Consider the following 23,891-nt stretch of genomic DNA (forward strand, 5'->3'; position numbering starts at 1 on the left):
TAAAAGGAAGAGGCAGACTTAAGCGATTCAGCTGCTTAAAAGGCCCGGGAATATGCTTATTCCAGGGCCTTATTTGCCCTAGATCAAGAGAGGATTCGATGACGTACATTGCTGCCGAAAACCGCTATGAATCTATTCCCTATCGCCGCGTAGGCCGCAGTGGATTGGTGCTACCAGCCCTGTCCCTGGGGTTGTGGCACAACTTTGGCGACAGCACCCCGATCGACACCCAGCGCGCGTTGCTGCGCACGGCGTTCGACCTGGGCATCAACCACTTCGACCTGGCTAACAACTACGGCCCGCCCTATGGCAGCGCCGAGATCAACTTCGGCCGTTTGCTGCGCGAAGACTTCAAGCATTACCGCGACGAATTAATCATTTCCAGCAAAGCCGGTTGGGACATGTGGCCCGGTCCTTACGGCCAGGGTGGTGGTTCGCGCAAATACGTGTTGGCCAGCCTGGACCAGAGCCTGCAACGCCTGGGCGTCGATTATGTGGATATCTTCTATTCGCACCGTTTCGACCCCGATACGCCGCTGGAAGAGACCGCCAGCGCCCTGGCCACCGCCGTGCAGCAAGGCAAGGCGTTGTACATCGGTATCTCGTCTTACTCCGGGGTAAAAACCCGCGAAATGGCGGCGCTGCTCAAAGAGTGGAAAGTGCCGCTGTTGATCCACCAGCCGGCCTATAACCTGCTCAACCGTTGGGTGGAAAAAGACCTGCTGGAGACCACTGAAGAACTCGGCGCCGGGGTGATCGCCTTCACGCCGCTGGCCCAGGGTTTGTTGACCGATAAATACCTCAATGGCGTACCGGCCGATGCCCGGGTGAACCGTCCGGGTGGTGGCTCGTTGCAGGCCCAGCACCTGTCCGAAGCCAACATCGCCCATGTACGCGGCCTGAATGAAATCGCCAAGCGCCGTGGCCAGAGCCTGGCCCAGTTGGCGTTGGCGTGGACATTACGTGATCCACGGGTAACCAGTGCGCTGATCGGCGCAAGCCGGCCGGAACAGATTATCGAGAACGTCGGGGCGTTGAAGAACTTGAGCTTCAGTGCGCAAGAACTGGCGGAGATTGATCGGTTTGCGCAGGAAGGTGGGATCAACCTGTGGGAAAAACCGTCCACTGCTGAATAACCTTACACCACTGGTTGATCGTTCCCACGCTCTGCGTGGGAATGCAGCCCCGGACGCTCGGCGTCCGCTTTAAAGTCGTGACGCAGAGCGTCACAGGAGGCGTTCCCACGCAGAGCGTGGGAACGATCTGTCGCCAAGCGTTAGAACGGCACATCCCCAAGAATCGTCGCCCGGTGCATCACCCGCCGCTGCGGCCGGTAGTCATCCACGGCGTAATGCTGGGTGACGCGGTTATCCCAGAACGCAACGTCATTTTCCTGCCAGCGCCAGCGGATGGTGAATTCCGGGCGGGTGGCGTGGGCGAACAGCAGCTTGAGAATGGCCTTGCTTTCGGCCGGTTCCAGTTCATTGATTCGGGTGGTGAATCCGTCGCTGACGAACAGCGATTTACGTCCACTCACCGGATGTGTGCGCACGACTGGGTGCGATAGCGGCGGGTTTTTCTTGCGGGTTGCTTCCCAGCGCGCAAGGTCTTCGGCGGTGTTGCCAAAGCGCTCCAGCGGGAACGACTTGGTGAAATCGTGTGTGGCGGTGAGGCCATCGAGCATGCGCTTTAACGGCTCGGACAGTGCCTCATACGCCGCAATGCCACTGGCCCACAATGTATCGCCGCCAAACGCCGGCAGCAGCTTGGCACTGAGCACCGCGCCCAGGGCCGGCGTGGGCAGGAAGGTCACGTCGGTGTGCCAAACGGCGTTGTCACGCACGTCGGTGACCGCGGTGTCGAGGATCAGCACTTGCGGCTGTTCCGGCACGTTGGGATAGATCGGGTGGATGTGCAGGTCGCCAAAATTGGCCGCGAAGCGTGCCTGTTGCTGCGGGGTGATCGGCTGGTCACGGAAGAACAGCACCGAATAGTCGAGCAACGCCTGTTCAATGGCGTCGCGCTGTTCAGGGTTCAGCGGCTGAGTGATGTCGACGCCACTGATCTGGGCGCCCAGGGCGGTGCTTAATGGGGTAATGGTCAGGCTGCTCATTGTGGATTCTTCACTCAGTGTGCCTGGCCATGCCAGGGCACTAATTTACGCTGCAGGGCGCGCAGGCCCATTTCCATGGCGAAGGCGATCAGGGCGATGACCAGGATGCCCAGAACCACCACATCGGTGACCAGAAACTGCGCCGCCGACTGCACCATGAAGCCCAGGCCGCTGGTGGCGGCAATCAGCTCGGCGGCGACCAGGGTCGACCAGCCCACACCCAGGCCGATACGCACACCGGTGAGGATGTCGGGCAGGGCGCTGGGCAGGATCACATGGCGAATCAGTTGTGCGCGGGTTGCGCCCAGCGACTGCGCGGCCCTCAGCTTGGCAGGGTCGACGGTGCGCACCCCGGTTGCGGTCGCGATGGCAATCGGGGCGAAAATCGCCAGGTAAATCAGCAGCACCTTGGACAGCTCGCCAATGCCGCACCAGATTACGATCAGCGGCAGGTAGGCCAGCGGCGGAATTGGCCGGTAGAACTCGATCAACGGATCGAAAATGCCTCGGGCAATGCGGTTGGCTCCGATGGCAATCCCCACCGGCACGGCGGTCAGCACCGCAAAGCCCAGGCCCAGGCCGATGCGGCTCAAGCTCGCGCCCAGGTGCTGCCACAAGGTGGAATCCATGTAGCCGGTGGTCGCCAGCAGCCAGCCTTTTTGCAACACTGCCGATGGTGGCGGCAGGAACAGAGGTTCGATCAAACCGGTGGCGGTGACGGCCCACCAGAGGGCGAGCAAGGCCACCAGGGTCAGCACGCTGATCCAACGCGTGCTCAGTCTGCGGCGTACCGGAATAACGACAGGTGCCACCGCCTTGCTGGCCGTGGCGGGAAGTTCGTAGCTGCTCATGCGTACACCTGCCGTTGGGAGAACACTTTGCCCAGCACATGTTCACGGGTTTCGATAAAGCGCGGGTCGGACTTGATTGCGCGGGCTGATTCACCGGCGGCGTAACGTTGGCCGAAATCCAGCTGCAGGCGTTCGACGATCTGGCCGGGGTTGGGCGCCAGCAGGATCAGGTCCGTGGCCAGAAACACCGCCTCTTCAATGTCATGGGTAATCAGGAATACCGGCTTGGCCGTGCGCCGCCACACTTGCAGCAGCAACTCCTGCATTTGTTCGCGGGTAAAGGCATCCAGCGCGCCGAAGGGTTCGTCCATCAGCAATACGCGAGGGTCGGCCGCCAAGGCGCGGGCCAGGCCGACGCGCTGTTTCTGGCCGCCCGAGAGCTGCCAGATGCGCCGGCTGTCGAAACCGGCCAGGTCCACCAGCGCGAGCATTTCGCGGGCGCGCACTTCGCGCTGAGCCTTGGGCACGCCGGCCAGTTCCAGGCCAAAGGCGACGTTGGCCAGCACGTCCTGCCAGGGCAGCAGGGCGTCGTCCTGGAAGACCACGCCGCGCTCGGCGCTGGGACCCTTGACCGGCACGCCATCGAGGGTGATACGCCCGGCAGACGGTTCGACAAAGCCGGCAATCAGGTTCAACAACGACGTCTTGCCACTGCCGGACGGGCCCAGGGCAACCAGCAGTTGCTGGGGCCCAAGCTCCAGTGAAATATCGGACAGTACCGGTTCCGGGGCGGCTGGGTACTGTGCGCTGATGCGCTCCAGTTGTAGCAAGGCCATCGCAGTGAACTCCTGGGTCAGTTGGTAATGAACTTGGCGCTGACGTAAGGGGCGTAGTCGGGCAGCACGGCCTCGACCTTGCCTTGTTCCTTGAGGAACGCAGCGGTGTCGGTGACGGCCTTGGTGGTTGGCGCTCCCAACAGGGTTACCTGGTCGGCGGCCAACGGGTAGACGTTGCCTTGCAGCAGCAACGGGATATCGCTGGCCTTGGCGCCGGAGAGTTTCACCAGTTTGTCGACGTTGCCGGTATCGGCAAGCCAGGCTTGTGGGTCTTTGCGGTAGGCGGCGTAGGCATCCAGAGTGACCTTGGCAAAGGCGGTGACGATCTCTGGGTGCTTCTCGGCAAAATCCTTGCGCACGATCCAGGCATCGAACGTCGGCGCGCCGAACTTGGCCAGTTCGCCGGAGGTGATCAGCACCTTGCCGGTTTCTTTGGCCACGCCCAGGGCCGGGTCCCACACGTAGGTGGCGTCGATATCACCGCGCTTCCAGGCGGCGATGATGGCGGGCGGGGCCAGGTTGAGGATGGTGACTTTGGCCGGGTCGATGTTCCAGTGCTTCAGGGCAGCGAGCAGGCTGTAGTGGCCGGTGGAAACGAAGGGCACAGCGATTTTTTTGCCGACCAGGTCCTGCGGGCTGTTGATCCCCGAGCCGTTACGCGCCACCAAGGCTTCGGCGCCGCCGATCTGGGTGGCGACGAGGAAGGTTTGCACCGGGACTTTGCGGGTTATTGCGGCGGTCAGCGGGCTGGAACCGAGGTAGCCGATTTGCACGTCGCCCGAAGCGATGGCGGCGATGATGTCGGCGCCATTGTCGAATTTGCGCCAGTCGATCTTGGCGTTGGTGGCTTTTTCATAGGCGCCGTCGGCTTGGGCGACTTTGGCCGGGTCCACGGTGGTCTGGTACGCAATGGTCACATCCGCCGCCTGGGCAAACAGGCTGGCACCGGCCAGGGACAATGCGGCCAACAGGCGCAGAGGGGTCAACAGTTTCAAGGGGAAGCTCCTCAATCAGGCGGCCGAGGGTCGGCGTGAGAGGAGACTAAATGATCTAAGAATTCGAAAATAAATAACTTTTTCGAATTAGCTTATGAGGGGAAATGGCGAAGCCTGTTTTCAGGCTGGCAAAAATAATGTGGGCGCTGGCTTGCCTGCGATAGCGGTGTATCTGTCAACAGGTGGGTTGCTGACCCACCGATATCCCAGGCAAGCCAGCTCCCACACAAGCCAGCTCCCACAGGGGAGCGAGCCTGAGGTTAGTTGCTGATGGCCAGGATGCTTGCCTGGTACGAGCCGACAAACACATCGAAATCGCCCACTTCGTTCTGTTCCAGCTCCGCCTGCTGCGCCAGCGAGGCACGGGCCAGTTCTTCAAAGTGCGCTTGTTCCTCAGGCGCCAAAGGCTCCTTGCGGAAGTACTCGGCATGCACTTCGCTTTGATGCAGAGAGAACTGCGCAAAGCTTTCCTTGCGCTCAGCCATGGCTGCCAACACCTGAGCCGACGGTGTCAGGGACGGGTCCTTGACCTTGGCCAACTGGGCGTCCAGTGCCTCGCTGTGTTCGGTGATGCCGTGGCTCTGATCGAGCAGGGCGGCCAGCGGGCTAATCTTCTCCAGCAACTCGGCCGCCCACTCCTTCATGTCCACCGGCTGGCCGTCACGCTGCAATTGCAGGCCAGGACGGCGACCTTCCTTGACCACGCTGAGGAAGTTGGAGGTGGCGTTGCCGCACTCGTTGTTGGCGAACAGTGGGCTGTCGTTCAGTGCGCAGTACAGCAGGAATGCGTCGAGGAACCGTGATTCCGGCAGATCGATACCCATCGGCAAGAACGGGTTGATGTCCAGGCAGCGTACTTCGATGTACTGGATGCCGCGGGCCATCAACGCCTGGATCGGCCGCTCCCCGGTGTAGGTCACGCGCTTGGGACGGATGTTGGAGTAGTACTCGTTTTCGATCTGCAGGATGTTGGTATTGAGCTGCACCCACTCGCCATCCTTGTGCGTGCCGACTTCAACGTACGGCGCGTAGGGTGTTGCCACCGCTTCGCGCAGGCTGTCGGTGTAGCTGGCCAAGTCGTTGTAGCACGGCGTCAGGCCGGCCTGGGCGTTGCTCTGGTAACCCAGGTCGCTCATGCGCAGGCTGGTGGCGTAGGGCAGGTACAGGGTGTCGGCATCCAGGACTTCAAGCTGATGCGAGCGCCCCCGCAGGAAGCCGGCGTCCAGGGCTGGCGAGGCGCCGAACAGGTACATCAACAGCCAGCTGTAGCGACGGAAATTACGGATCAGCGCGATGTAGGCCGTGGACTGATAGTCACGGTCGGTGCCGACAAATCCTTCTGTTTCCTTGAGCAATGGCCACAACTGTTCCGGCAGGGAAAAGTTGTAGTGGATGCCCGCGATGCACTGCATGGTCTTGCCGTAACGCAGGGCCAGGCCCTTGCGGTACACATACTTGAGCTGGCCGATATTGGAGGTGCCGTAGTAGGCAATCGGAATATCTTCCTCGGCCGGCAACGGGCACGGCATCGAGGGGCTCCACAGGTATTCGCTGCCCAGCTTGGTGTAGGCAAAGCGATGGATCTTGTCCAGGCTGCTCAGGGTATCGGCCGGGTTCGGCAGGGCTGGGGTGATGAACTCCAGCAGCGATTCCGAGTAGTCGGTGGTGATCTGTTCGTTGGTCAACGCGGCGCCCAGGGCTTCGGGGTGTGGCGTTTGCGCCAGGCGACCCTCACTGGTGACGCGCAGGCATTCGCGCTCGATGCCGTGCAAGCATTGCTCTAGCAGGGAGAGGTGTTCGCGCTTGCCGAGCAGGGCCAGGCGGCGGTTGAGAAGTTCGCTCAAGTTGGATTCCTTCACGCGTCAGTCGCCCCAATATGGGGGTGGGCAGGACGGTCTACAAGGGTGAAGTGGAAACTGGCGTGATCGCCTGGTTTTGAGTCGATTTGACCCGCTCTGAATTTGCCGACTTCACTCCATGAATTGGGCTACAGCGCAGCGAGAAAATTCCGACGCTGTTATCGCAGCGCCGAAATTAACTCAAATCGGGGGTGGGGAGCTATAGGACAGCGAACGTGCCCTGTGCTTTTGCGACAAGTCTTTCGCCTTGGTACACGTCGGCCTCGACCACCAGGGTGCGGCGACCGGTGTGGATCACCCGGCTGGTGCACAGCACATCACCGTCTTCCACGGCGCGAATATAGTTGATCTTGCATTCGATGGTGGCGCTCTGCTGGTCGAAACCGTGGGCGCTGGAACACGCCAGGCCCATGGTTATATCCACCAGGCTGAAAATCGCCCCGCCATGGAGCTTGCCCGCGCGGTTGCGCAGGTGCGGCTCCAGGGTCAGGGCCACCTCGGCAACGCCCTCTTCCAGGCGTTGCAGGCGGCAGCCGATCAGTTCGCTGAATGCGCTCTGGGTCAAACCGGCCGGAATCTCCATCAACGCTTCTTCAGCTGTTTAGCGTTGGCAAACAGCGACGCCATGGCGTTGTTGCTGGGCGCGGCAGTCGCGGTTTCCTTGCGCGGCGCGTTGTTCTGCGACTGGCGCGGCGCCGAACCGGGGCGAGCACCACGTGCGCCGTCGATTTTCTCCCCGGGGGTGTCGCTCATGCGCATCGACAGGCCGACGCGTTTGCGCGGGATGTCGACTTCCATGACCTTGACCTTGACCACGTCACCAGCTTTGACTGCCTCACGTGGGTCCTTGATGAACTTCTCCGAAAGCGCGGAGATGTGCACCAAGCCGTCCTGATGCACGCCGATGTCCACGAATGCGCCGAAGTTGGTCACGTTAGTCACCACGCCTTCGAGGATCATGCCCGGTTGCAGGTCCTTGAGGTCTTCGACGCCGTCCTGGAACTCGGCGGTCTTGAACTCCGGGCGCGGGTCGCGACCCGGTTTCTCCAGTTCTTGCAGGATATCGGTGATAGTCGGCACACCGAAGGTCTCGTCGGTGTACTTCTTGGGGTCCAGGCGCTTGAGGAACGCGGCATCACCGATCAACGAACGGATATCGCGGTCGGTCTCGGCGGCAATGCGTTGCACCAATGGGTAAGCTTCCGGGTGAACCGCAGAGGCGTCCAGCGGGTTGTCACCGTTCATTACGCGTAAGAAACCAGCAGCCTGTTCAAAAGTTTTTTCACCCAGGCGTGCGACTTTTTTCAGTGCAGCACGGGTTTTGAACGCGCCATTTTCGTCGCGATGGCTGACGATGTTCTGCGCCAGGGTGGCGTTGAGGCCGGAGATTCGCGCCAGCAGGGCCACGGACGCGGTGTTCACATCCACGCCCACGGCGTTTACGCAGTCTTCCACCACCGCATCCAGGCCGCGTGCCAGTTTCAGCTGCGACACGTCGTGCTGGTACTGGCCGACGCCGATGGATTTAGGGTCGATCTTCACCAGTTCGGCCAGCGGGTCTTGCAGGCGACGGGCGATGGACACCGCGCCACGGATCGACACATCGAGGTCCGGGAATTCCTTGGAGGCCAGCTCCGACGCCGAGTACACCGAAGCGCCTGCTTCGGAGACCATGACCTTGGTCATCTTCATGGCTGGGTATTTTTTGATCAGCTCGGCGGCCAGCTTGTCGGTTTCGCGGCTGGCGGTGCCGTTGCCGATGGCGATCAGGTCCACCGCATGCTTGGCGCACAGGGCGGCCAGGATCGCGAGGGTCTGGTCCCACTTGTTGTGCGGTACGTGTGGGTACACGGTGGCGTGGTCCAGCAGCTTGCCGGTGGCGTCGACCACCGCGACCTTGCAACCAGTGCGCAGGCCCGGGTCGAGGCCCAGGGTGGCACGCGGGCCGGCCGGTGCGGCCAACAGCAGATCGTGCAGGTTGTGGGCGAACACGTTGATCGCCTCGGTTTCGGCGCCGTCGCGCAGCTCGCCCAGCAGGTCGGTTTCCAGATGGGTGTAAAGCTTGACCTTCCAGGTCCAGCGCACCACTTCGCCGAGCCACTTGTCCGCCGGGCGGTTCTGGTTCTGGATGCCGAATTGTTGACCAATCATGCCTTCGCACGGGTGCATGGTGCCCGGCAACTCGTCACCGACTTTCAACGCGGAGCTGAGAATGCCTTCGTTGCGGCCGCGGAAAATCGCCAGGGCGCGGTGGGACGGCATGCTTTTGAGCGGCTCGTCGTGTTCGAAATAGTCGCGGAACTTGGCGCCTTCTTCCTCTTTGCCGGCGATAACGCGGGCGCTGAGGATGGCTTCTTGCTTGAGGTAGGTACGCAGTTTTTCCAGGAGGCTGGCGTTTTCGGCAAAGCGCTCCATCAGGATGTACTTGGCGCCCTCGAGGGCGGCCTTGACGTCGGCGACGCCTTTTTCCGCGTCGATGAAGCGCGCGGCTTCGGTTTCCGGGGTCAGCGATGGGTCGTTGAACAGGCCGTCGGCCAAATCACCCAGGCCGGCTTCCAGGGCGATCTGGCCCTTTGTACGACGTTTCTGTTTGTATGGCAGGTAAAGGTCTTCGAGGCGGGTCTTGGTATCCGCGAGTTTGATGTCGCGTTCCAGTTGAGGAGTCAACTTGCCCTGTTCCTCGATGCTGGCGAGGATGCTGATACGCCGTTCGTCGAGTTCTCGCAGGTAGCGCAGGCGCTCTTCCAGGTGACGCAGTTGGGTGTCGTCGAGGCTGCCGGTTACTTCTTTTCGGTAACGGGCGATGAAGGGCACGGTGGAGCCTTCATCCAGTAGAGCGACGGCCGCTTCGACCTGTTGTGGGCGTACACCGAGTTCCTCGGCGATGCGGCTGTTGATGCTGTCCATAAAACCACCTGAAATTCTTAAAATCAGCGCGCCGGCCCGTAAAAACAAGGCTCGGCGAGGCTGGTTGAGCGGCCCGACTGGCGCCGCTGCCTGGGTCAAGAGGCTGGCTATTGACCCTCGAAATCGAAAAAGTCACGACAAGCGGGTAAAAAAAGCCCGGCAGCAAACGGTAACGATCTGACGTTGCCCTGCACGGAGGCGCCGCATTATAACCAGCGTTCCGCCCTTGGGGGCTACTGCGCCGCAGCTTGTAGGGCGCGGGTTCGCTGGCAGTAGATGAAAAATCTGCTAACAATGCACACGGTGCGTATAACGGCAGCTACGCCATAATGCGCGCCGAGATAAGAGGAGCATCCAATGAGCAGCACCGCACAAACTGCTGAAGGCGAAAAAATTCTCATCGTTGATGACGATCCGGGGCTGAGCAGCCTGCTGGAGCGTTTTTTCAACTCCAAGGGCTATCGTGCCCGGGCGGTGCCGAACACCGAGCAGATGGATCGTCTGTTAGGGCGTGAAGTCTTCAACCTGGTCGTACTCGACCTGATGCTGCCCGGCGAAGACGGCCTTACTGCCTGTAAACGCCTGCGCGGTGCTAACAACCAGATCCCGATCATCATGCTCACCGCCAAGGGCGATGAACTGAGCCGTATCAAGGGCCTGGAACTGGGGGCTGATGACTACCTGGCCAAGCCTTTCAACCCCGATGAGCTGATGGCGCGGGTCAAGGCCGTATTGCGTCGCCAGGCACCGGCGGTACCGGGCGCACCGGGCAGCGAAGACGAAAGCGTCACCTTTGGCGACTACGAACTGTCGCTGGCCACCCGTGAGCTCAAGCGCGGTGAAGAAGTGCACATGCTCACCACGGGTGAATTCGCAGTGCTCAAGGCCTTGGTCATGAACGCTCGCCAGCCGCTGACCCGTGACAAACTGATGAACCTGGCCCGTGGCCGGGAATGGGACGCACTGGAGCGCTCCATCGACGTGCAGATTTCCCGACTGCGCCGGATGATCGAGCCAGACCCGTCCAAGCCGCGGTATATCCAGACGGTGTGGGGTGTGGGTTATGTGTTTGTGCCGGATGGCACCGCAACCAAGTGACCGATGATTTGCAGGGGCGGGTATCCTGGCGTTTGACCCCATGAGGGTCGACGGGATGCCCGGCGTCTGCAATTCTGCGAGCACCGCTCGTTCCTGCAAGGTGTGCAGCTTTCATCTATGAAAACCCCGCTGTGGTTCCCGCAAAGTTTCTTCTCCCGCACCCTCTGGCTGGTGCTTATTGTCGTTCTGTTTTCCAAGGCACTCACGTTGGTTTATCTGCTGATGAACGAAGACGTGCTGGTGGATCGGCAGTACAGCCATGGCGTCGCCCTGACATTGCGTGGTTATTGGGCGGTAGACCCTGAGAACCGCGAAAAGGTAGCCAAGGCATCGACCCTCACTCGAGTTGACGGCGCCGGTGTGCCTGAAGGCGAGCAACATTGGCCCTACAGCGAGATTTACCAGCGCCAGATGCAGGCCGAATTGGGCGCCGATACCGAGGTGCGGCTTCGTATGCATGTTTCGCCTGCGTTGTGGGTGCGAGCGCCAAGCCTGGGGGATGCGTGGATCAAGGTTCCGCTTTATCCGCACCCGCTGCGTGGGCAAAAAATCTGGAACGTGTTGGGTTGGTTCCTGGCCATTGGCTTGCTCTCAACGGCGTCGGCGTGGATCTTCGTCCGCCAGCTCAACCAACCCCTCAAGCGCCTGGTGTTTGCCGCTCGCCAACTGGGCCAGGGGCGTAGTGTGCGCTTGCCGGTCAGCGACACGCCCAGTGAGATGACCGAGGTGTACGGCGCCTTCAACCAGATGGCAGAAGATGTCGAACAGGCCGGGCGCGAACGCGAGTTGATGCTGGCGGGGGTGTCCCATGACTTGCGCACGCCGCTGACGCGATTGCGTTTGTCCCTGGAATTGATGGGTGACCATACCGACCTCACCGATGACATGGTGCGCGACATCGAAGACATGGACGCCATCCTGGACCAGTTCCTGGCGTTCATCCGCGACGGGCGGGATGAGGTGGTCGAGGAGGTCGACCTCACGGAGCTCGTGCGTGAGGTGGTTGCGCCCTATAACCAGAACGGTGAGCAGGTGCGCACGCGCCTGGAGCCGATCCAGCCGTTCGCATTACGCCGGGTGTCGATGAAGCGCCTGCTGAACAACTTGATTGGCAACGCCTTGCACCATGCTGGTTCCGATGTGGAAGTGGCGGCGTACGTTTCTGGCGACAGTGCCGCACCTTACGTGGTGCTGAGCGTGATGGACCGTGGCACAGGAATCGACCCGGCGGAACTGGAAGGTATCTTCAACCCCTTCACCCGTGGCGACCGAGCCCGAGGAGGCAAGGGCACCGGGTTGGGGTTGGCGATTGTGCGGCGGATTGCGTCGATGCATGGCGGCAATGTTGAGTTGCGCAACCGGGAAGGCGGCGGGTTGGAGGCGCGGGTGCGGCTGCCGTTGGGGTTGATGCTGCCTAGAGACGCCGTCTAACAAGCAATATGAATGCAAATGTGGGAGCTGGCTTGCCTGCGATGAGGGCGGCACATTCAACATTATTGTTGACTGAGCTATCGCTATCGCAGGCAAGCCAGCTCCCACAGGTGGTTGGCGGCGTGTGACCAATGAGGGCTGTCAGCCCTTTCCCTTGGTCCGAGTCATATTCGGCCCGCCATTCTTTTCCAGATGCTGAATGATGATCCCTGCCACATCCTTACCGGTGGTGGTCTCGATTCCTTCCAGGCCCGGCGATGAGTTTACTTCCATCACCAAGGGGCCATGGTTGGAGCGCAGGATGTCCACACCCGCCACGCTCAGCCCCATCACCTTGGCTGCCCGTAGCGCGGTCATGCGTTCTTCCGGGGTGATCTTGATCAGGCTGGCGCTGCCACCACGGTGAAGGTTGGAGCGGAACTCACCGGGCTTGGCCTGGCGCTTCATCGCCGCAATCACCTTGTCGCCTACCACGAAGCAGCGAATGTCCGCGCCGCCAGCTTCCTTGATGTATTCCTGCACCATGATGTTCTGCTTGAGGCCCATGAACGCCTCAATCACCGACTCCGCTGCCGTTGCTGTTTCACACAGCACCACGCCGATGCCCTGGGTGCCTTCCAGCACCTTGATCACCAGCGGTGCGCCATTGACCATCTCGATCAGGTCGGGAATGTCATCCGGGGAGTGGGCAAAACCGGTGACCGGCAGGCCGATGCCCCGGCGCGACAGCAGTTGCAGGGAGCGCAGCTTGTCCCGCGAGCGTGCAATGGCCACGGATTCATTCAGCGGAAACACCCCCATCATTTCAAACTGGCGCAATACCGCGCAGCCATAGAACGTCACAGAAGCGCCGATACGCGGGATCACCGCATCAAAGCCTTCCAGGGGCTTGCCCCGGTAGTGGATCTGCGGCTTGTGGCTGGCAATGTTCATGTAGGCACGCAACGTGTCGATCACCACCATTTCATGGCCACGTTCAGTGCCGGCCTCGACCAGGCGGCGGGTAGAATACAGACGCGGGTTTCGCGACAGCACAGCAATCTTCATGCAGCACCTGGGGCAGAAATAGTGGAGACCGGGAACACCGGCTTGTCTTGAACGTACTTGAGGCCCGGATTGACCACCAGCTGGCCGTCAATCAGCGCCTTGGAGCCCAGCAGCAGGCGGTAACGCATGGCTTTGCGACAGGCGAGGGTGAACTCCACCCGCCATACCCGATCACCCAGGGCCAGGGTGGTGCTGATCACGTAGCGCACCTGCGCATGGCCGTTGGAGCTCTTGATGGTTTTCATCGTCACCAGGGGCGCTTCACAGCGCCGGTGACGCAGTTGCACCACGCTGCCCAGGTGCGCGGTAAAACGCACCCACTTTTCACCGTCGCGCTCAAAGGGCTCGATATCGGTGGCGTGCAGGCTTGAGGTACTGGCACCGGTGTCGATCTTCGCGCGCAGGCCTGCGACTCCCAAGTCGGGAAGTGCCACCCACTCACGCAGACCCACAACGGTCAAATGGTCAAATGTCTTCAATATGGTTAACCGGTCAATTCGCCCAGGCTTGAGGAGATACCTCAGCCAACGCTTTGAATGCAGGCTTGGCGAACCAGAAGCCCTGCATCAGAAATATTCCGCAGTCGGACAGGAAGTCGCGCTCGCCGGCACTTTCGATGCCTTCGGCGATGACAGTAACCCCCAACTGCTCACAGATTGTGACAATCCCTCGGACGATGACCTGGCGGACACGATCCTGGTCGACATCGCGAATCAGCGCCATGTCGAGCTTGATCAAGTCAGGTTGGAAATCGGCCAGCAGGTTCAGCCCCGAATAGCCCGCGCCGAAATCGTCGATGGCGGTCTTGAAGCCGAATTCGCGGTATTCACGCAGAATATTCGTCAAATGGCGATAGTTATCTACGTGCTCGCTTTCCAGAGTCTCGAAAATCAGCCGGTCCAGCGGGAAATTGTGCGCTCGGGCGGCCTCCAGAGTGCTGCGGATACACAGTTCCGGGCGATATACCGCATTGGGCATGAAGTTGATGGAAAGGTGAGTCTGCATGCCCAGGGCCGCGGCACCGGCGATGGCCTTGGTCCGGCAACGCTGGTCGAAGCGGTAGCGATTGGTTTCGTTGACCTGAGCCAGCACCGACAGCGCGCCTTCTCCCAGGGGGCCGCGCACCAAGGCTTCGTTGGCGAAGATCGAATGGTCACGCAGGTCTACGATAGGCTGGTAGGCGAACGCAAAATCGAACCCCAGAGGCTCGCTTTGCTGGCAACCCACGCACCGCTGGTTGGGCGAGGTGAGGGAAAGGGGAAAGTCGGTCACGGCGTATCCTCGCGAAAACAGGGTGCTACCTGGCGTATCTTAGGTGAGCCTTGGGGTTTATGCGTCGAAGGGTTTCAACGGTAAAGTTGCGACATTTTTCAGAGCGAGGAATTCAAGTGGCTCAAAAGCAGGAAGAGGAAGAGAAGGTCCGGCTGGACAAGTGGTTGTGGGCAGCGCGGTTCTATAAGACCCGCGCTCTGGCCAAGGCCGCTATCGAGAGCGGCAAGGTGCATCATCGCGGCGAGCGCTGCAAACCGGGCAAGGAGCCGCGCGTCGGCGACGAGTTTCAGATTCGTACAGGGTTTGATGAAAAAACCATCGTGGTGCAGGCACTTTCCATCGTACGCCGCGGCGCGCCTGAAGCGCAGGCACTGTATGCCGAGACCGAAGCCAGCATCGCCAAGCGCGAAAATGCTGCAGCCATGCGCAAAGCAGGTGCTTCAGGCCTGACCACTGACGGCAAGCCGAGCAAGAAGCAGCGCCGCGATCTATTCAAATTTCGCGGCAGCGGCAATGACGATTGATTGCACGAGTCGCCCATGCACACTCGATCAAATGTGGGAGCGGGCTTGCCCGCGAATACGGTGGGTCAGGCACAGATGCATTGATTGACACCCCGCATTCGCGAGCAAGCCCGCTCCCACTTTTAGCCCTGGGGGGTTACGGAGTTGTGCGCATGACACTCAACCGCCCAATAACGGGCAACTTGCTCAGTAGCCCGAAAAGCGGCGCCGTCATCCGCAACAAAGCGCCCGACACCTTCGCCGCGAACGGCGTGTAATACCCCCAGCCCAACGCCAACAGCGCCAGCAGTACGCCACCGATGTAGTCGTCCTGTCCCCAGTGCGCGCCCGCGACCAGCCGCGGCATCATGAACAGCAGCGCCAGGCCCCAGATCACCAGCACCTGGCCGATGCGCCGGGCGAACACGTTCATGAACATCGCCCAGATCAATAGCACCGAAGCATGGTCGCCGGGGAAGCTCTGGCTCGAGCGGTCCTTCAATTCCCAGGTTTTCTCCAGCCCTGGGAAAAAGTCGCTCATTTGAATCGCGCCGCTGATGACCATCGACGGGCTACTGTGCTGCCAGCCCATGTGCGCCGCGAGTTTGGAGAACAGCATGCGGACAAACAGCAACAGCAGCAGAATGCCGAGGAAGCCAAAAAACGCCTGGCGCACCTGCACGGCCTTGAACACCCAGTCGCCGCGAATCAGCAGTGCCAGCAAAATCACGCCGACCACTGCATCAAACGGCCGCAGGCTGGCCACGGCCCATATATGCAACCAGGTCGAGTTCGTGGCCAATGGGCCATTGAGCAGATGAAACAGCCACTCGTCGAAAATCACACAGAGCATCTGGCCCGTGGGCCACAGCCAAAAACACAGCAGCCCGATAGCGAGTAGATTGCAAAGAGCCCATCGCCGGAGGTTCCAGTTGGCTTGGAACAAACCCGGATTGTTCATAAACTGTCCCTCATCGCTCTATTCAGCTCCTTGAATTCAGGAGAAGTCGCACCAAGATGGTGCTAAAGCGTTTAATTTTATAAACCTTGTAATCATTTTGTCATCACTTCAGATACCCAGACCTATGATTGATCTACCGGATACCGACTTCACCCAACGCTTCATCTTCGATGAGAGCGATGCCCGCGGCGAGATGGTTTCGTTGGAGCTCAGCTATGCCGAAGTCCTTGCCAAACACGCCTATCCGGAGCCGGTCGCGCAATTGCTCGGCGAGTTGATGGCCGCTGCGGCGCTGCTGGTGGGCACCATGAAGTTCGACGGTTTGCTGATCTTGCAGGCTCGTTCCGAAGGGCCAGTGCCCATGTTGATGATCGAGTGCTCGAGCGAGCGCGAGATCCGTGGTCTGGCCCGTTACGAGCCTGACCAGATTGCCGCAGATGCCACCTTGGCCGACCTGATGCCCAATGGCGTCCTGGCACTGACTGTCGACCCGACCGAGGGCCAGCGGTACCAGGGTATTGTCGACCTCGACGGTCAGACCCTGTCGGAATGCTTCACCAACTACTTCGTTATGTCCCAGCAAGTGGGCACCAAGTTCTGGCTTAACGCCGACGGCAAGCGCGCCCGTGGTTTGCTGGTGCAACAACTGCCGGCCGATCGCATCAAGGATGAGGATGATCGTGCCGAAAGCTGGCGGCATATCATCGCCTTGGCCGACACCTTGAAGGCCGAAGAACTGCTGGGCCTGGACAACGAAACCATCCTGCACCGCCTCTACCACGAAGAGGCCGTGCGCCTGTTCGACGCACAGGGCCTGCATTTTCGCTGCAGTTGCTCGCGCGAGCGTTCCGGTAACGCGCTGGTCAGCCTGGGCCTGGAAGATGCGCAAAACCTGGTGGTGGAACATGGCGGCCATATCGAGATCGACTGCCAGTTCTGCAACCAGCGCTACCTGTTCGATGCGGCTGATGTAGCGCAATTGTTCGCTGGAGCAGGCATCGACACCCCTTCCGACACCCGCCACTAAAACGTTTAAGCACAGGTAAATCACCTGACAAACGCCGGATTAGAGGTGTTCTGACGGGAGGGCCCTACTCTTTTTGGGCTTTTCTGGCATAATCCGGCCCACTTTTTTCGCGGTAGTAGTGCGCAACTTTCTACTACAAAACGTTTGGAGCACTCGGCCATAGGCCGACGGGGAACCTCATGACGCAAGCCAATAACGCCGTATACACCGATCTGAGTGTTGACGATCTGGTCAAAGAAGCCCTGCAGCGCGGTGAAGGCGTGCTTGCCGATACTGGCGCGCTGGTCGTAGAAACCGGTCACCGCACCGGTCGTTCGCCGGTTGACCGTTTCATCGTTGAAGAGCCTTCCACCCAGGACGCCATCGCCTGGGGCCCGATCAACCGCAAGTTCCCGGCCGACAAGTTCGATGCCCTGTGGGCTCGCGTCGAGGCGTTCAATAACGCGCAAGAGCATTTCGTTTCCCATGTTCACGTAGGGGCTGCAGAAGACCACTACCTGGCCGTGAAAATGACCACCCAGACTGCCTGGCAGAACCTGTTCGGTCGTTGCCTGTTCATCAACCCGGCCCAGTACAACCCGGCCGGTCGTGAAGAGTGGCAAGTGCTCAACGTGGCCAACTTCGAGTGCGTGCCAGAGCGTGACGGCACTAACTCCGACGGTTGCGTGATCCTCAACTTCGCCCAGAAAAAAGTACTGATTGCCGGCATGCGTTACGCCGGTGAAATGAAAAAAGCCATGTTCTCGGTGCAGAACTTCCTGCTGCCGGCTGCCGACGTGCTGCCGATGCACTGCGCCGCCAACATCGGCGAAGCAGGCGATGTGACCCTGTTCTTCGGCCTGTCCGGCACTGGCAAGACCACTCTGTCCGCCGACGAAAGCCGTTACCTGATCGGTGACGACGAGCACGGCTGGGGCGAAGGCGTGGTGTTCAACATCGAAGGCGGTTGCTATGCCAAGTGCATCGACTTGTCCGAGAAGAACGAGCCGGTTATCTGGAAAGCCATCAAGCATGGCGCGGTGCTGGAAAACGTCGTGATCGACGAGGCCAAGCACGCCGACTACGCCGATGTCAGCCTGACCCAGAACAGCCGTGCCGCCTACCCGCTGGAGCACGTTGCCAAGCGTTCCGAGAAGAACCTGGGCGGCGAGCCAAACGCGGTGATCTTCCTGACTTGCGACCTGACTGGCGTACTGCCGCCTGTGTCGATCCTCAGCGAAGAACAGGCGGCCTACCACTTCCTGTCCGGCTACACCGCTTTGGTGGGTTCGACCGAAATGGGTTCGGGCAGCGGCATCAAGTCGACCTTCTCCACCTGCTTCGGCGCGCCGTTCTTCCCACGTCCGGCTGGCGAATACGCAGAGCTTCTGATCAAGCGCATCCGTGGTTTCGGCTCCAAGGTCTACCTGGTCAACACCGGCTGGACCGGCGGCGGCTACGGCGTTGGTAAACGCTTCAACATCCCGACCACTCGCGGCGTGATTGCAGCGATCCAGAGCGGTGCGTTGATCGGTGCGCAAACCGAACACCTGGACACCATCAACCTCGACGTGCCATTGGCCGTACCGGGCGTTGAAACCGGCCTGTTGAACCCACGCAACACCTGGGCTGACAAGGCTGCCTACGACGAAGCAGCGAAGGCGCTGGCTGGCCTGTTCATCGAGAATTTCAAGAAGTTTGAAGTCAGCGATGCGATCAAGGCGGCGGGTCCTAAGTTGTAAGATTCGCTGGTTGTAAAAAAGCCGCCTCTTAAGTAGGCGGCTTTTTTGTGCGCGACGTTAGCCGGCGATATGCAGTACCACTGCACCGACCAGCACCAGGACGACACCTGCCACCTGCACCGCTGACAACCGCTCCTTGAAAAATACAAACCCCAGGATCGCCGCGATCCCTCCAGAGAGCGTACTGATCACCGTCACCACCGACACCGAGCCGGCCATTGCGCCCCACGAAAACGCCGAGAAACCGCCGAGGTTCATCAAGCTCGCCCCGGTCAACGTCGCGCAGTTTTTCAGCGGCGGGATCTTCAGGCCATCCCTGATTTTCAGCACCATCACCACCAGCACGCACAGGCCTACCAGGTAACCCAGCCACAACATGGTGATTGGCCCCAGCGCTGGCAGTGTGTAGCGGCCTTGCAGCCAGAAACTGGTGCCGTACAAGGTTGCGGCGAACATGGCGTAGGCAATGGACAGGCGCGGGTTGTTGTGAGGCGTACCGTTGTCCTTGTGAACGCTGGACAGCACAACGCCGATCACGCACAGGGCGATGCAGCCCAGTTGTATCAGGCTGATGTGTTCACCGCTGGCCCAGGACAGCAAGGTGGTCACGACCCCATAGGACGTCACCAATGGCGCGACGATGGCCGCTTTGCCCAAGGCAAAGGCTTTGGACAGCGCAAGGGCGCCGGACACCGTCAGCAGAGCGGCGGCGACGCCTAGGAGCCAAACGCTTAACGGCGCATCAAGGGATTTGAAAAGGAAGGCCGGGAAAATGACCAGCAGGAGGGTCATGATCAAAAAACCGAGGGCTTGGCCGAAATACACCGCGCGTTTTACGCCAACGGCTCGGGCGTTGAGGCCCACCAGAAAGTCCGTGCCACCCCAGAGCAGAGCGGCCAGCAGGCCCATTGTCACGTCCATGTAAGGTCCTTGTTATTTATACGGCTCGTCAGATGAGCGCAGATCCACTGTGGGAGCGGGCTTGCCCTAATACTGTAGGAGCGAGCTTGCTCGCGAAAAACGTCAACGATAACGCGTGCTTGCTGAATGAACGCGGCGCCTGTGAGTTTTTCGCGAGCAAGCTCGCTCCTACAAAAAAACCTTCATTGGAATCAGCTCAGGTTTTCCAGCATCTGCGTGTCCCAGCGGTGGGTCTTGATCGCCAGGTAGAGCATGCCGATGGTCAGCGGGATCTTGTCACCACGGCCCTTGGCGCGACGCTTCAGGAACACGTCGAACACCGGCGGCTGGAAGTAACGATAAGCGTCGTAGTCGCCCAGGTCGACCCCGAAATCCTGTTCAAGCGCCTCCATGAATTGCTTGGCCTCAGCGCCATCGCACCCGAGGTCGAAGTTCAGTGAGGTGTGCAGGCCGATGGTCTTGTGTTTTGGCAAGCCGATTTCTTCATGCAGCAATTGCAGGAGCTGCTGCATGACTGGATCTTCGGGGAAGTTGGGGGCCAGGTTCATAGTGGGGGTGCGTAGGAGTGGGTGAGGGGGCCTTTTACGTTGCAGGCGGTATTTGTTTCGCGTGACGAAGAGAGCCAAGCCTATCAAGAACAAGGCCAGGGGAAGAAGTTGAATGTTCAGGACAATGGCAATGTAGGGTAGCCAGAACAACAGAAGCAGTCCCGTTACGATGAAGGTAACGGCGAAACGCGTTCTTAACGTGCAGTCAGTGATTTTGTAATACAGCAGCAGATGGAGAGCGAATAATAGCGCTGTTTGTAGGTAAAGCCATTGACTAAAGTTCATCTGGAGTACACATGCATTGAGACGCTTGAGCGCTGCGGGCCTATGCCACCGCTGACCTGAGCATCCAGGCCAATGACGATGTCTGCGCTGTGAAAGTTGCGGATCCTGCGAGAAATCAAATCGCTGATAGCGTTCTCGACTATCGATTCTGCTTTGCTGGATATGATCCCGACAGGGGCTGCAACTGCGCCAGAAATGATTTCTTTTATGAGGTTGTTCCGATTGTTCAAGCTATCTGCCTGCTTCCTGGTCAGTGGCTTTGAGACGGCCACTGTCATGACGCAGGGTAGATCTCGGGCGAGCATCTTTTCGTACAACTTCTGAAGCCGCAAGCGGACCTCTATCGCTGAAGCTTTTACTTCCAGCAAGCAAAGTGTGGCTAGCTCTTGTTGATTGTTTGGCATCACGGTGAGTCGAATTACCGTGAAAGTGATGCCATAGTGGCCGATATATTGAGTCCTTTCGATGTTCACGGTTTTTTCCGAGACAGTTGATAGGAGGTTATGTTCAGTCGGCTACGCGTAACTCGTATAGAGGGTTGAGCGGGTATTTGAAGCAGTTTGGGAAACGGATGGCGTGACGTTTGGCGGTGTCTTACAAAAGCCTCCGGCATTTATGGCTTGCAACGATGTAATAGGTAAAGCTGATCAGTTGTAGGAGCGAGCTTGCTCGCGAAAAACTCAGGGGCGCCGCGTTTTTTCTGATTTACCGCGTCATCGTTGGCGATTTTCGCGAGCAAGCTCGCTCCTACACAGGTGTTGCTTAGACTTGCGCTTGTTCAGGTTGCAGCTGAACGTGTTGCGCGGCTTCCAACAAATCACAGCCGTCCTGAACGAGCAGGTACAGCGCATTAATGATGTGGGAAATGTCTTTGAGGTCGGCGTGGTCGAAGGTCAGGCAGGAGAAGGTTTCCAATAAGTCGCTGGCAGCGCGGATACGCTGGTGGGCGGCCGATTGGATATCTTCAGCTTTGGCTGCGGTGTCTATGACAAGAGGGTGGGTATCGGTGAAGTTGGTGCGTAACTGACGATAGCGGTCCCTCGTTTCAGGTATTTGCATTTGAACGTACTCGGTTTGCTGTTAGGTAACCGACATCACCGTGGCCAAACGGTGGGTGGCGGACTGTGCGCGGGTTGGCCAGCCGGAAACAGCAATCCGACACGTCCGAAGACGTCCCACACACAGCCGCCATAGCAGTGCGTTACGAGACGATAGACGCTCGCAAGGCAAGTAATGGCACTTATGTGTGCTGTTTTCAGGTGACCAAACCCGGTCGCTGAATTGGCAGCGACGAGCCGAACCTTAAAAGTGAGTTTGTTCTCGAGCAATAAACAGATAGTTTAGTCGTTCGAAGTTCGATCAAGCACTCAGAGGCCTACCGATACACCGCTCAAAAATCGCTTCCAATCCCCGATAGTCACACGCCACCGCATCAATATTTGCCGGTATCCACGCCGCGTGTTTCACCAACCACCAATTCACCGAAAACCCCGCGTTTACGATGATCTGCTCAAACAGGATCCGCTGCGCCCGTCCATTTCCCTCGCGGAAGGGATGAATGACGTTCAGGTCGCCATAAGCTTCAGCGATTTGACGCACAAGGTCAGCCTGAGTCGCACCGACATACCAATTGGCGTCTTGCATATGCCGGACGATTTTTGCCGCTTCTGGTGGAATACGCTCCGGGGTGCAAAACAGCGTGTCGCCTTTCTGGATGTTGACGCTGCGCAGTTCGCCGGCCCAGTCATAAATGTCACCGAACAGGACGCGGTGAATGTGTTGCAGGCGATCAAGGTCGTAGGGTGGCGGAAAGAGTGGAAGGTTGCCTACGGCGATTTCGGATAATTCCCGCTCGGCCTGGTGCAGGCGTGCTTCATCGAGCAAATCGAGGCGGTTGCGCAGAGTGCTGCTACCGGGGTAGCAGTATGGGTCCTGGCCCACCCCGTATTTGTCGAGCATCAGCTAGAGGTGTTGCGGTACTTGGCAAGGACGGCTTCGCGTGTCGGCAGGGGTTTGTCGACGTCGGTCGGTTGGGTATCGAACCCTTCCAGGCGCAGACTGGCCAAGTAATTGGAACGCCGGATCTTGTGATAGTGATCCTGTTTTTGCTCAAACGTCAGTTCGCTCATCGCTGCGTCCTCTTGGAAAGCAAGGCTTGATTGTAGCGCAATGCGTAGCTCGGTAGGCGGGATAAAACGCCCGTCACAACTTGTATAAAAAATCTGCCAGCGAGCTCATTTCAGCGTATGTTTCACCGCAAAATCTTGCAGGGCGATTCCGCCCACTACTTAAAGGGAGTTAAGCATGGGTTTGCTTCGTGTCGCCTCGGCGATGTCTTTGTGTGCGGTGGCGTTTTCTGCCCAGGCCGAGCAGTTGCCGATTGAAGTGCTCAGCGCGGTGGTCAAGGACCAGAAAATCGCCGATGCCGAAGTGCTGCTGCAACGTAATGGCGCGCAGAACGTGGTGGGCCGTACCAACGCGCAAGGCCAGGTAACGCTGACCAGTGAAGCGGCTGACGATGCCAGCAACCTGCTGATCATCAAGAAGCCTGGCTATTCCAACCTGGTGGTGAAGTGCCCGTGCAAAGGCATGACCTATGCCATCAGCCCGGTGATGGAAAATCTCGACGGCCTGCGTGTGGTGTTGACCTGGGGCAAGGCTCCGCGCGACCTCGACTCCCATATGATTTTCCCCGGCAATAACATCTTCTTCAACAATAAAAAGGGCACCGACGCCGAACTGGACGTGGATGACACCGATAGCTATGGCCCGGAGACCATCACCCTGCAGAAAAAGCATTACGGCGAAAGCTACGTCTATGCCGTGCACGACTATTCCAACAGCGGCTCTCCCACTTCCAGCGAATTGTCCAACAGTGAGGCCAAGGTGTTCGTGTACATGGGGCAATCCCTGGTACGCACTTACTATGTGCCGCAGAACCGCACGGGCAACCTGTGGACCGTGTTCCGCATGACCGGCAGTGGCGACTTCCAGGACATCAACACCTTCACCGGCGTGAGAGTTGGCGCCGAAGATGTACTCAACGAGGTCAAGCCTTTGCTGGACGACAGCGTGGCCGTCACCGCCGTGACAGTGAGCTCGTCGGTACAGGCCGATGCGAAGAAGCTGAACCTCAAGGGCGAAGCGGCCTACCAGGCCGGTAACCTGGACCAGGCCATCGACTTCTTCCGTCAAGCCATCGAGCTGGATAACAGCTTCGGCAAGGCTTACGGCAACCTTGGCCTGGCGTATCAGAAAGCCGGCAATACTGCGGAGTCGATCTGGGCCAACCGCAAGGCTATCGCCCTGGCGACCGGTACCAATGCCGCGACCGTGCGTGCCGGTGCCTACTACAACATTGCACGCATCTACGAAGCGGCCGGCCAGTTCCCGGATGCGTTGCGTCATTACCAGTTGGCCAAGGAGCAAAAGGCCAACCCGGTGTATGACACGGCGATCGAGCGAGTGCAGAACCGCTGATTCAGCTGTAGCTCGGTTGTGAAATGTGGGGGAGGGCTTGCCAGCTCCCACATTTTTAATCTGCTGCTTCCTGTTACGTTCTCAGAAAAGTCCCAC

General features: G+C 59.4%; 24 protein-coding genes. 7 read left to right on the forward strand and 17 right to left on the reverse strand.

The window, feature by feature from the left end; all coding sequences use genetic code 11:
* Nucleotides 1-98 precede the first annotated feature (98 nt).
* Complete coding sequence (mgrA, locus tag AB9N64_RS18960; RefSeq protein WP_014716465.1) at nt 99-1,136, forward strand: L-glyceraldehyde 3-phosphate reductase; 1,038 nt, start codon at nt 99-101, stop codon at nt 1,134-1,136.
* A 140-nt stretch (nt 1,137-1,276) separates the two neighbouring features.
* Here mgrA and tauD read toward each other — a convergent pair whose 3' ends face one another.
* The 7 genes from tauD to AB9N64_RS18995 form a co-directional block, all read right to left on the reverse strand.
* Nucleotides 1,277-2,113 (reverse strand): taurine dioxygenase, encoded by an 837-nt coding sequence (tauD, locus tag AB9N64_RS18965; protein WP_339232132.1) that lies wholly within the window; start codon nt 2,111-2,113, stop codon nt 1,277-1,279.
* A gap of 14 nt (nt 2,114-2,127) precedes the next feature.
* Entirely contained in the window at nt 2,128-2,964 is an 837-nt protein-coding gene (tauC, locus tag AB9N64_RS18970) for a taurine ABC transporter permease TauC (protein ID WP_102666673.1), read from the reverse strand.
* Nucleotides 2,961-3,740 carry a taurine ABC transporter ATP-binding subunit gene (tauB, locus tag AB9N64_RS18975; protein WP_371359607.1) on the reverse strand — a complete coding sequence of 260 codons (780 nt, stop codon included), beginning with the start codon at nt 3,738-3,740 and terminating at the stop codon, nt 2,961-2,963. The genes tauC and tauB overlap by 4 nt, the downstream gene beginning before the upstream one ends.
* Nucleotides 3,741-3,757: 17 nt before the next feature.
* Nucleotides 3,758-4,735 carry a taurine ABC transporter substrate-binding protein gene (gene tauA, locus AB9N64_RS18980; protein ID WP_014716469.1) on the reverse strand — a complete coding sequence of 326 codons (978 nt, stop codon included), beginning with the start codon at nt 4,733-4,735 and terminating at the stop codon, nt 3,758-3,760.
* 260 nt (nt 4,736-4,995) lie between these two features.
* Nucleotides 4,996-6,579 (reverse strand): glutamate--cysteine ligase, encoded by a 1,584-nt coding sequence (gene gshA / locus AB9N64_RS18985; protein WP_201491903.1) that lies wholly within the window; start codon nt 6,577-6,579, stop codon nt 4,996-4,998.
* Nucleotides 6,580-6,793: 214 nt separating this feature from the next.
* A complete protein-coding gene (locus AB9N64_RS18990) occupies nt 6,794-7,177 on the reverse strand; it encodes a PaaI family thioesterase (RefSeq protein WP_014716471.1) in 384 nt (127 codons plus the stop codon).
* Nucleotides 7,177-9,501 (reverse strand): Tex family protein, encoded by a 2,325-nt coding sequence (locus AB9N64_RS18995; protein ID WP_014716472.1) that lies wholly within the window; start codon nt 9,499-9,501, stop codon nt 7,177-7,179. The genes AB9N64_RS18990 and AB9N64_RS18995 overlap by 1 nt, the downstream gene beginning before the upstream one ends.
* A gap of 357 nt (nt 9,502-9,858) precedes the next feature.
* Here AB9N64_RS18995 and ompR point away from each other — a divergent pair, with 357 nt between their 5' ends.
* Together ompR and AB9N64_RS19005 are read left to right on the forward strand one after the other, a co-directional pair.
* A complete protein-coding gene (gene ompR / locus AB9N64_RS19000) occupies nt 9,859-10,599 on the forward strand; it encodes a two-component system response regulator OmpR (protein ID WP_003187669.1) in 741 nt (246 codons plus the stop codon).
* Nucleotides 10,600-10,716: 117 nt separating this feature from the next.
* Nucleotides 10,717-12,030, forward strand: coding sequence for an ATP-binding protein (locus AB9N64_RS19005; protein ID WP_014716473.1), 1,314 nt, complete (start codon nt 10,717-10,719; stop codon nt 12,028-12,030).
* A 141-nt stretch (nt 12,031-12,171) separates the two neighbouring features.
* Here the strand turns inward: AB9N64_RS19005 and rimK are convergent, their stop codons facing one another.
* The 3 genes from rimK to AB9N64_RS19020 form a co-directional block, all read right to left on the reverse strand.
* A complete protein-coding gene (gene rimK / locus AB9N64_RS19010; protein WP_003187674.1) occupies nt 12,172-13,077 on the reverse strand; it encodes a 30S ribosomal protein S6--L-glutamate ligase in 906 nt (301 codons plus the stop codon).
* Nucleotides 13,074-13,496 (reverse strand): ATP-dependent zinc protease, encoded by a 423-nt coding sequence (locus AB9N64_RS19015; protein ID WP_230957596.1) that lies wholly within the window; start codon nt 13,494-13,496, stop codon nt 13,074-13,076. The genes rimK and AB9N64_RS19015 overlap by 4 nt, the downstream gene beginning before the upstream one ends.
* A gap of 73 nt (nt 13,497-13,569) precedes the next feature.
* Nucleotides 13,570-14,349, reverse strand: coding sequence for an EAL domain-containing protein (locus AB9N64_RS19020; RefSeq protein WP_014716474.1), 780 nt, complete (start codon nt 14,347-14,349; stop codon nt 13,570-13,572).
* Between the two features lie 116 nt (nt 14,350-14,465).
* On the opposite strand from AB9N64_RS19020, the gene AB9N64_RS19025 reads away from it, so the two are divergent.
* Nucleotides 14,466-14,873, forward strand: a complete 408-nt coding sequence (locus tag AB9N64_RS19025; protein ID WP_003236026.1) for an RNA-binding S4 domain-containing protein — start codon at nt 14,466-14,468, stop codon at nt 14,871-14,873.
* A gap of 136 nt (nt 14,874-15,009) precedes the next feature.
* Here AB9N64_RS19025 and AB9N64_RS19030 read toward each other — a convergent pair whose 3' ends face one another.
* Nucleotides 15,010-15,813: a phosphatase PAP2 family protein gene (locus tag AB9N64_RS19030; protein WP_014716475.1), complete on the reverse strand. Its 804-nt coding sequence runs from the start codon at nt 15,811-15,813 to the stop codon at nt 15,010-15,012.
* Between the two features lie 124 nt (nt 15,814-15,937).
* On the opposite strand from AB9N64_RS19030, the gene hslO reads away from it, so the two are divergent.
* Nucleotides 15,938-16,840, forward strand: coding sequence for an Hsp33 family molecular chaperone HslO (gene hslO / locus AB9N64_RS19035; protein WP_014716476.1), 903 nt, complete (start codon nt 15,938-15,940; stop codon nt 16,838-16,840).
* Between the two features lie 179 nt (nt 16,841-17,019).
* On the forward strand, nt 17,020-18,561 hold the full coding sequence (locus AB9N64_RS19040; protein WP_005783824.1) for a phosphoenolpyruvate carboxykinase: 1,542 nt from the start codon (nt 17,020-17,022) through the stop codon (nt 18,559-18,561).
* Nucleotides 18,562-18,618: 57 nt separating this feature from the next.
* Here AB9N64_RS19040 and AB9N64_RS19045 read toward each other — a convergent pair whose 3' ends face one another.
* The 6 genes from AB9N64_RS19045 to AB9N64_RS19070 all read right to left on the reverse strand — a co-directional run bounded on the left by AB9N64_RS19045 (nt 18,619) and on the right by AB9N64_RS19070 (nt 22,444).
* Nucleotides 18,619-19,482 (reverse strand): EamA family transporter, encoded by an 864-nt coding sequence (locus AB9N64_RS19045; RefSeq protein WP_336826709.1) that lies wholly within the window; start codon nt 19,480-19,482, stop codon nt 18,619-18,621.
* 191 nt (nt 19,483-19,673) lie between these two features.
* On the reverse strand, nt 19,674-20,030 hold the full coding sequence (locus tag AB9N64_RS19050; protein ID WP_032901789.1) for a DUF1493 family protein: 357 nt from the start codon (nt 20,028-20,030) through the stop codon (nt 19,674-19,676).
* A 281-nt stretch (nt 20,031-20,311) separates the two neighbouring features.
* On the reverse strand, nt 20,312-20,788 hold the full coding sequence (locus tag AB9N64_RS19055) for a hypothetical protein (RefSeq protein ID WP_032901791.1): 477 nt from the start codon (nt 20,786-20,788) through the stop codon (nt 20,312-20,314).
* Nucleotides 20,789-21,077: 289 nt separating this feature from the next.
* Nucleotides 21,078-21,374, reverse strand: a complete 297-nt coding sequence (locus AB9N64_RS19060) for a hypothetical protein (protein ID WP_032901792.1) — start codon at nt 21,372-21,374, stop codon at nt 21,078-21,080.
* Nucleotides 21,375-21,674: 300 nt separating this feature from the next.
* Nucleotides 21,675-22,274 carry a putative adenosine monophosphate-protein transferase Fic gene (locus AB9N64_RS19065; RefSeq protein ID WP_371359608.1) on the reverse strand — a complete coding sequence of 200 codons (600 nt, stop codon included), beginning with the start codon at nt 22,272-22,274 and terminating at the stop codon, nt 21,675-21,677.
* Nucleotides 22,274-22,444 carry a YhfG family protein gene (locus AB9N64_RS19070; RefSeq protein ID WP_087149535.1) on the reverse strand — a complete coding sequence of 57 codons (171 nt, stop codon included), beginning with the start codon at nt 22,442-22,444 and terminating at the stop codon, nt 22,274-22,276. The genes AB9N64_RS19065 and AB9N64_RS19070 overlap by 1 nt, the downstream gene beginning before the upstream one ends.
* 175 nt (nt 22,445-22,619) lie before the next feature.
* On the opposite strand from AB9N64_RS19070, the gene AB9N64_RS19075 reads away from it, so the two are divergent.
* A complete protein-coding gene (locus tag AB9N64_RS19075; protein WP_371359609.1) occupies nt 22,620-23,795 on the forward strand; it encodes a tetratricopeptide repeat protein in 1,176 nt (391 codons plus the stop codon).
* Nucleotides 23,796-23,891: the final 96 nt, after the last annotated feature.

It is taken from the genome of Pseudomonas sp. KT_2_4, from assembly GCF_041410225.1.
Classification (GTDB): domain Bacteria; phylum Pseudomonadota; class Gammaproteobacteria; order Pseudomonadales; family Pseudomonadaceae; genus Aquipseudomonas; species Aquipseudomonas paracarnis.

Bases quoted from the DNA above. Each gene is read 5' to 3' on its own strand.
- mgrA (WP_014716465.1), top strand. From the start codon at position 99: ATGACGTACATTGCTGCCGAAAACCGCTATGAATCTATTCCCTATCGC.
- tauD (WP_339232132.1), bottom strand. From the start codon at position 2,113: ATGAGCAGCCTGACCATTACCCCATTAAGCACCGCCCTGGGCGCCCAG.
- tauC (WP_102666673.1), bottom strand. From the start codon at position 2,964: ATGAGCAGCTACGAACTTCCCGCCACGGCCAGCAAGGCGGTGGCACCT.
- tauB (WP_371359607.1), bottom strand. From the start codon at position 3,740: ATGGCCTTGCTACAACTGGAGCGCATCAGCGCACAGTACCCAGCCGCC.
- AB9N64_RS18990 (WP_014716471.1), bottom strand. From the start codon at position 7,177: ATGGAGATTCCGGCCGGTTTGACCCAGAGCGCATTCAGCGAACTGATC.
- AB9N64_RS18995 (WP_014716472.1), bottom strand. From the start codon at position 9,501: ATGGACAGCATCAACAGCCGCATCGCCGAGGAACTCGGTGTACGCCCA.
- ompR (WP_003187669.1), top strand. From the start codon at position 9,859: ATGAGCAGCACCGCACAAACTGCTGAAGGCGAAAAAATTCTCATCGTT.
- AB9N64_RS19005 (WP_014716473.1), top strand. From the start codon at position 10,717: ATGAAAACCCCGCTGTGGTTCCCGCAAAGTTTCTTCTCCCGCACCCTC.
- rimK (WP_003187674.1), bottom strand. From the start codon at position 13,077: ATGAAGATTGCTGTGCTGTCGCGAAACCCGCGTCTGTATTCTACCCGC.
- AB9N64_RS19030 (WP_014716475.1), bottom strand. From the start codon at position 15,813: ATGAACAATCCGGGTTTGTTCCAAGCCAACTGGAACCTCCGGCGATGG.
- hslO (WP_014716476.1), top strand. From the start codon at position 15,938: ATGATTGATCTACCGGATACCGACTTCACCCAACGCTTCATCTTCGAT.
- AB9N64_RS19040 (WP_005783824.1), top strand. From the start codon at position 17,020: ATGACGCAAGCCAATAACGCCGTATACACCGATCTGAGTGTTGACGAT.
- AB9N64_RS19045 (WP_336826709.1), bottom strand. From the start codon at position 19,482: ATGGACGTGACAATGGGCCTGCTGGCCGCTCTGCTCTGGGGTGGCACG.
- AB9N64_RS19050 (WP_032901789.1), bottom strand. From the start codon at position 20,030: ATGAACCTGGCCCCCAACTTCCCCGAAGATCCAGTCATGCAGCAGCTC.
- AB9N64_RS19060 (WP_032901792.1), bottom strand. From the start codon at position 21,374: ATGCAAATACCTGAAACGAGGGACCGCTATCGTCAGTTACGCACCAAC.
- AB9N64_RS19065 (WP_371359608.1), bottom strand. From the start codon at position 22,274: ATGCTCGACAAATACGGGGTGGGCCAGGACCCATACTGCTACCCCGGT.
- AB9N64_RS19070 (WP_087149535.1), bottom strand. From the start codon at position 22,444: ATGAGCGAACTGACGTTTGAGCAAAAACAGGATCACTATCACAAGATC.
- AB9N64_RS19075 (WP_371359609.1), top strand. From the start codon at position 22,620: ATGGGTTTGCTTCGTGTCGCCTCGGCGATGTCTTTGTGTGCGGTGGCG.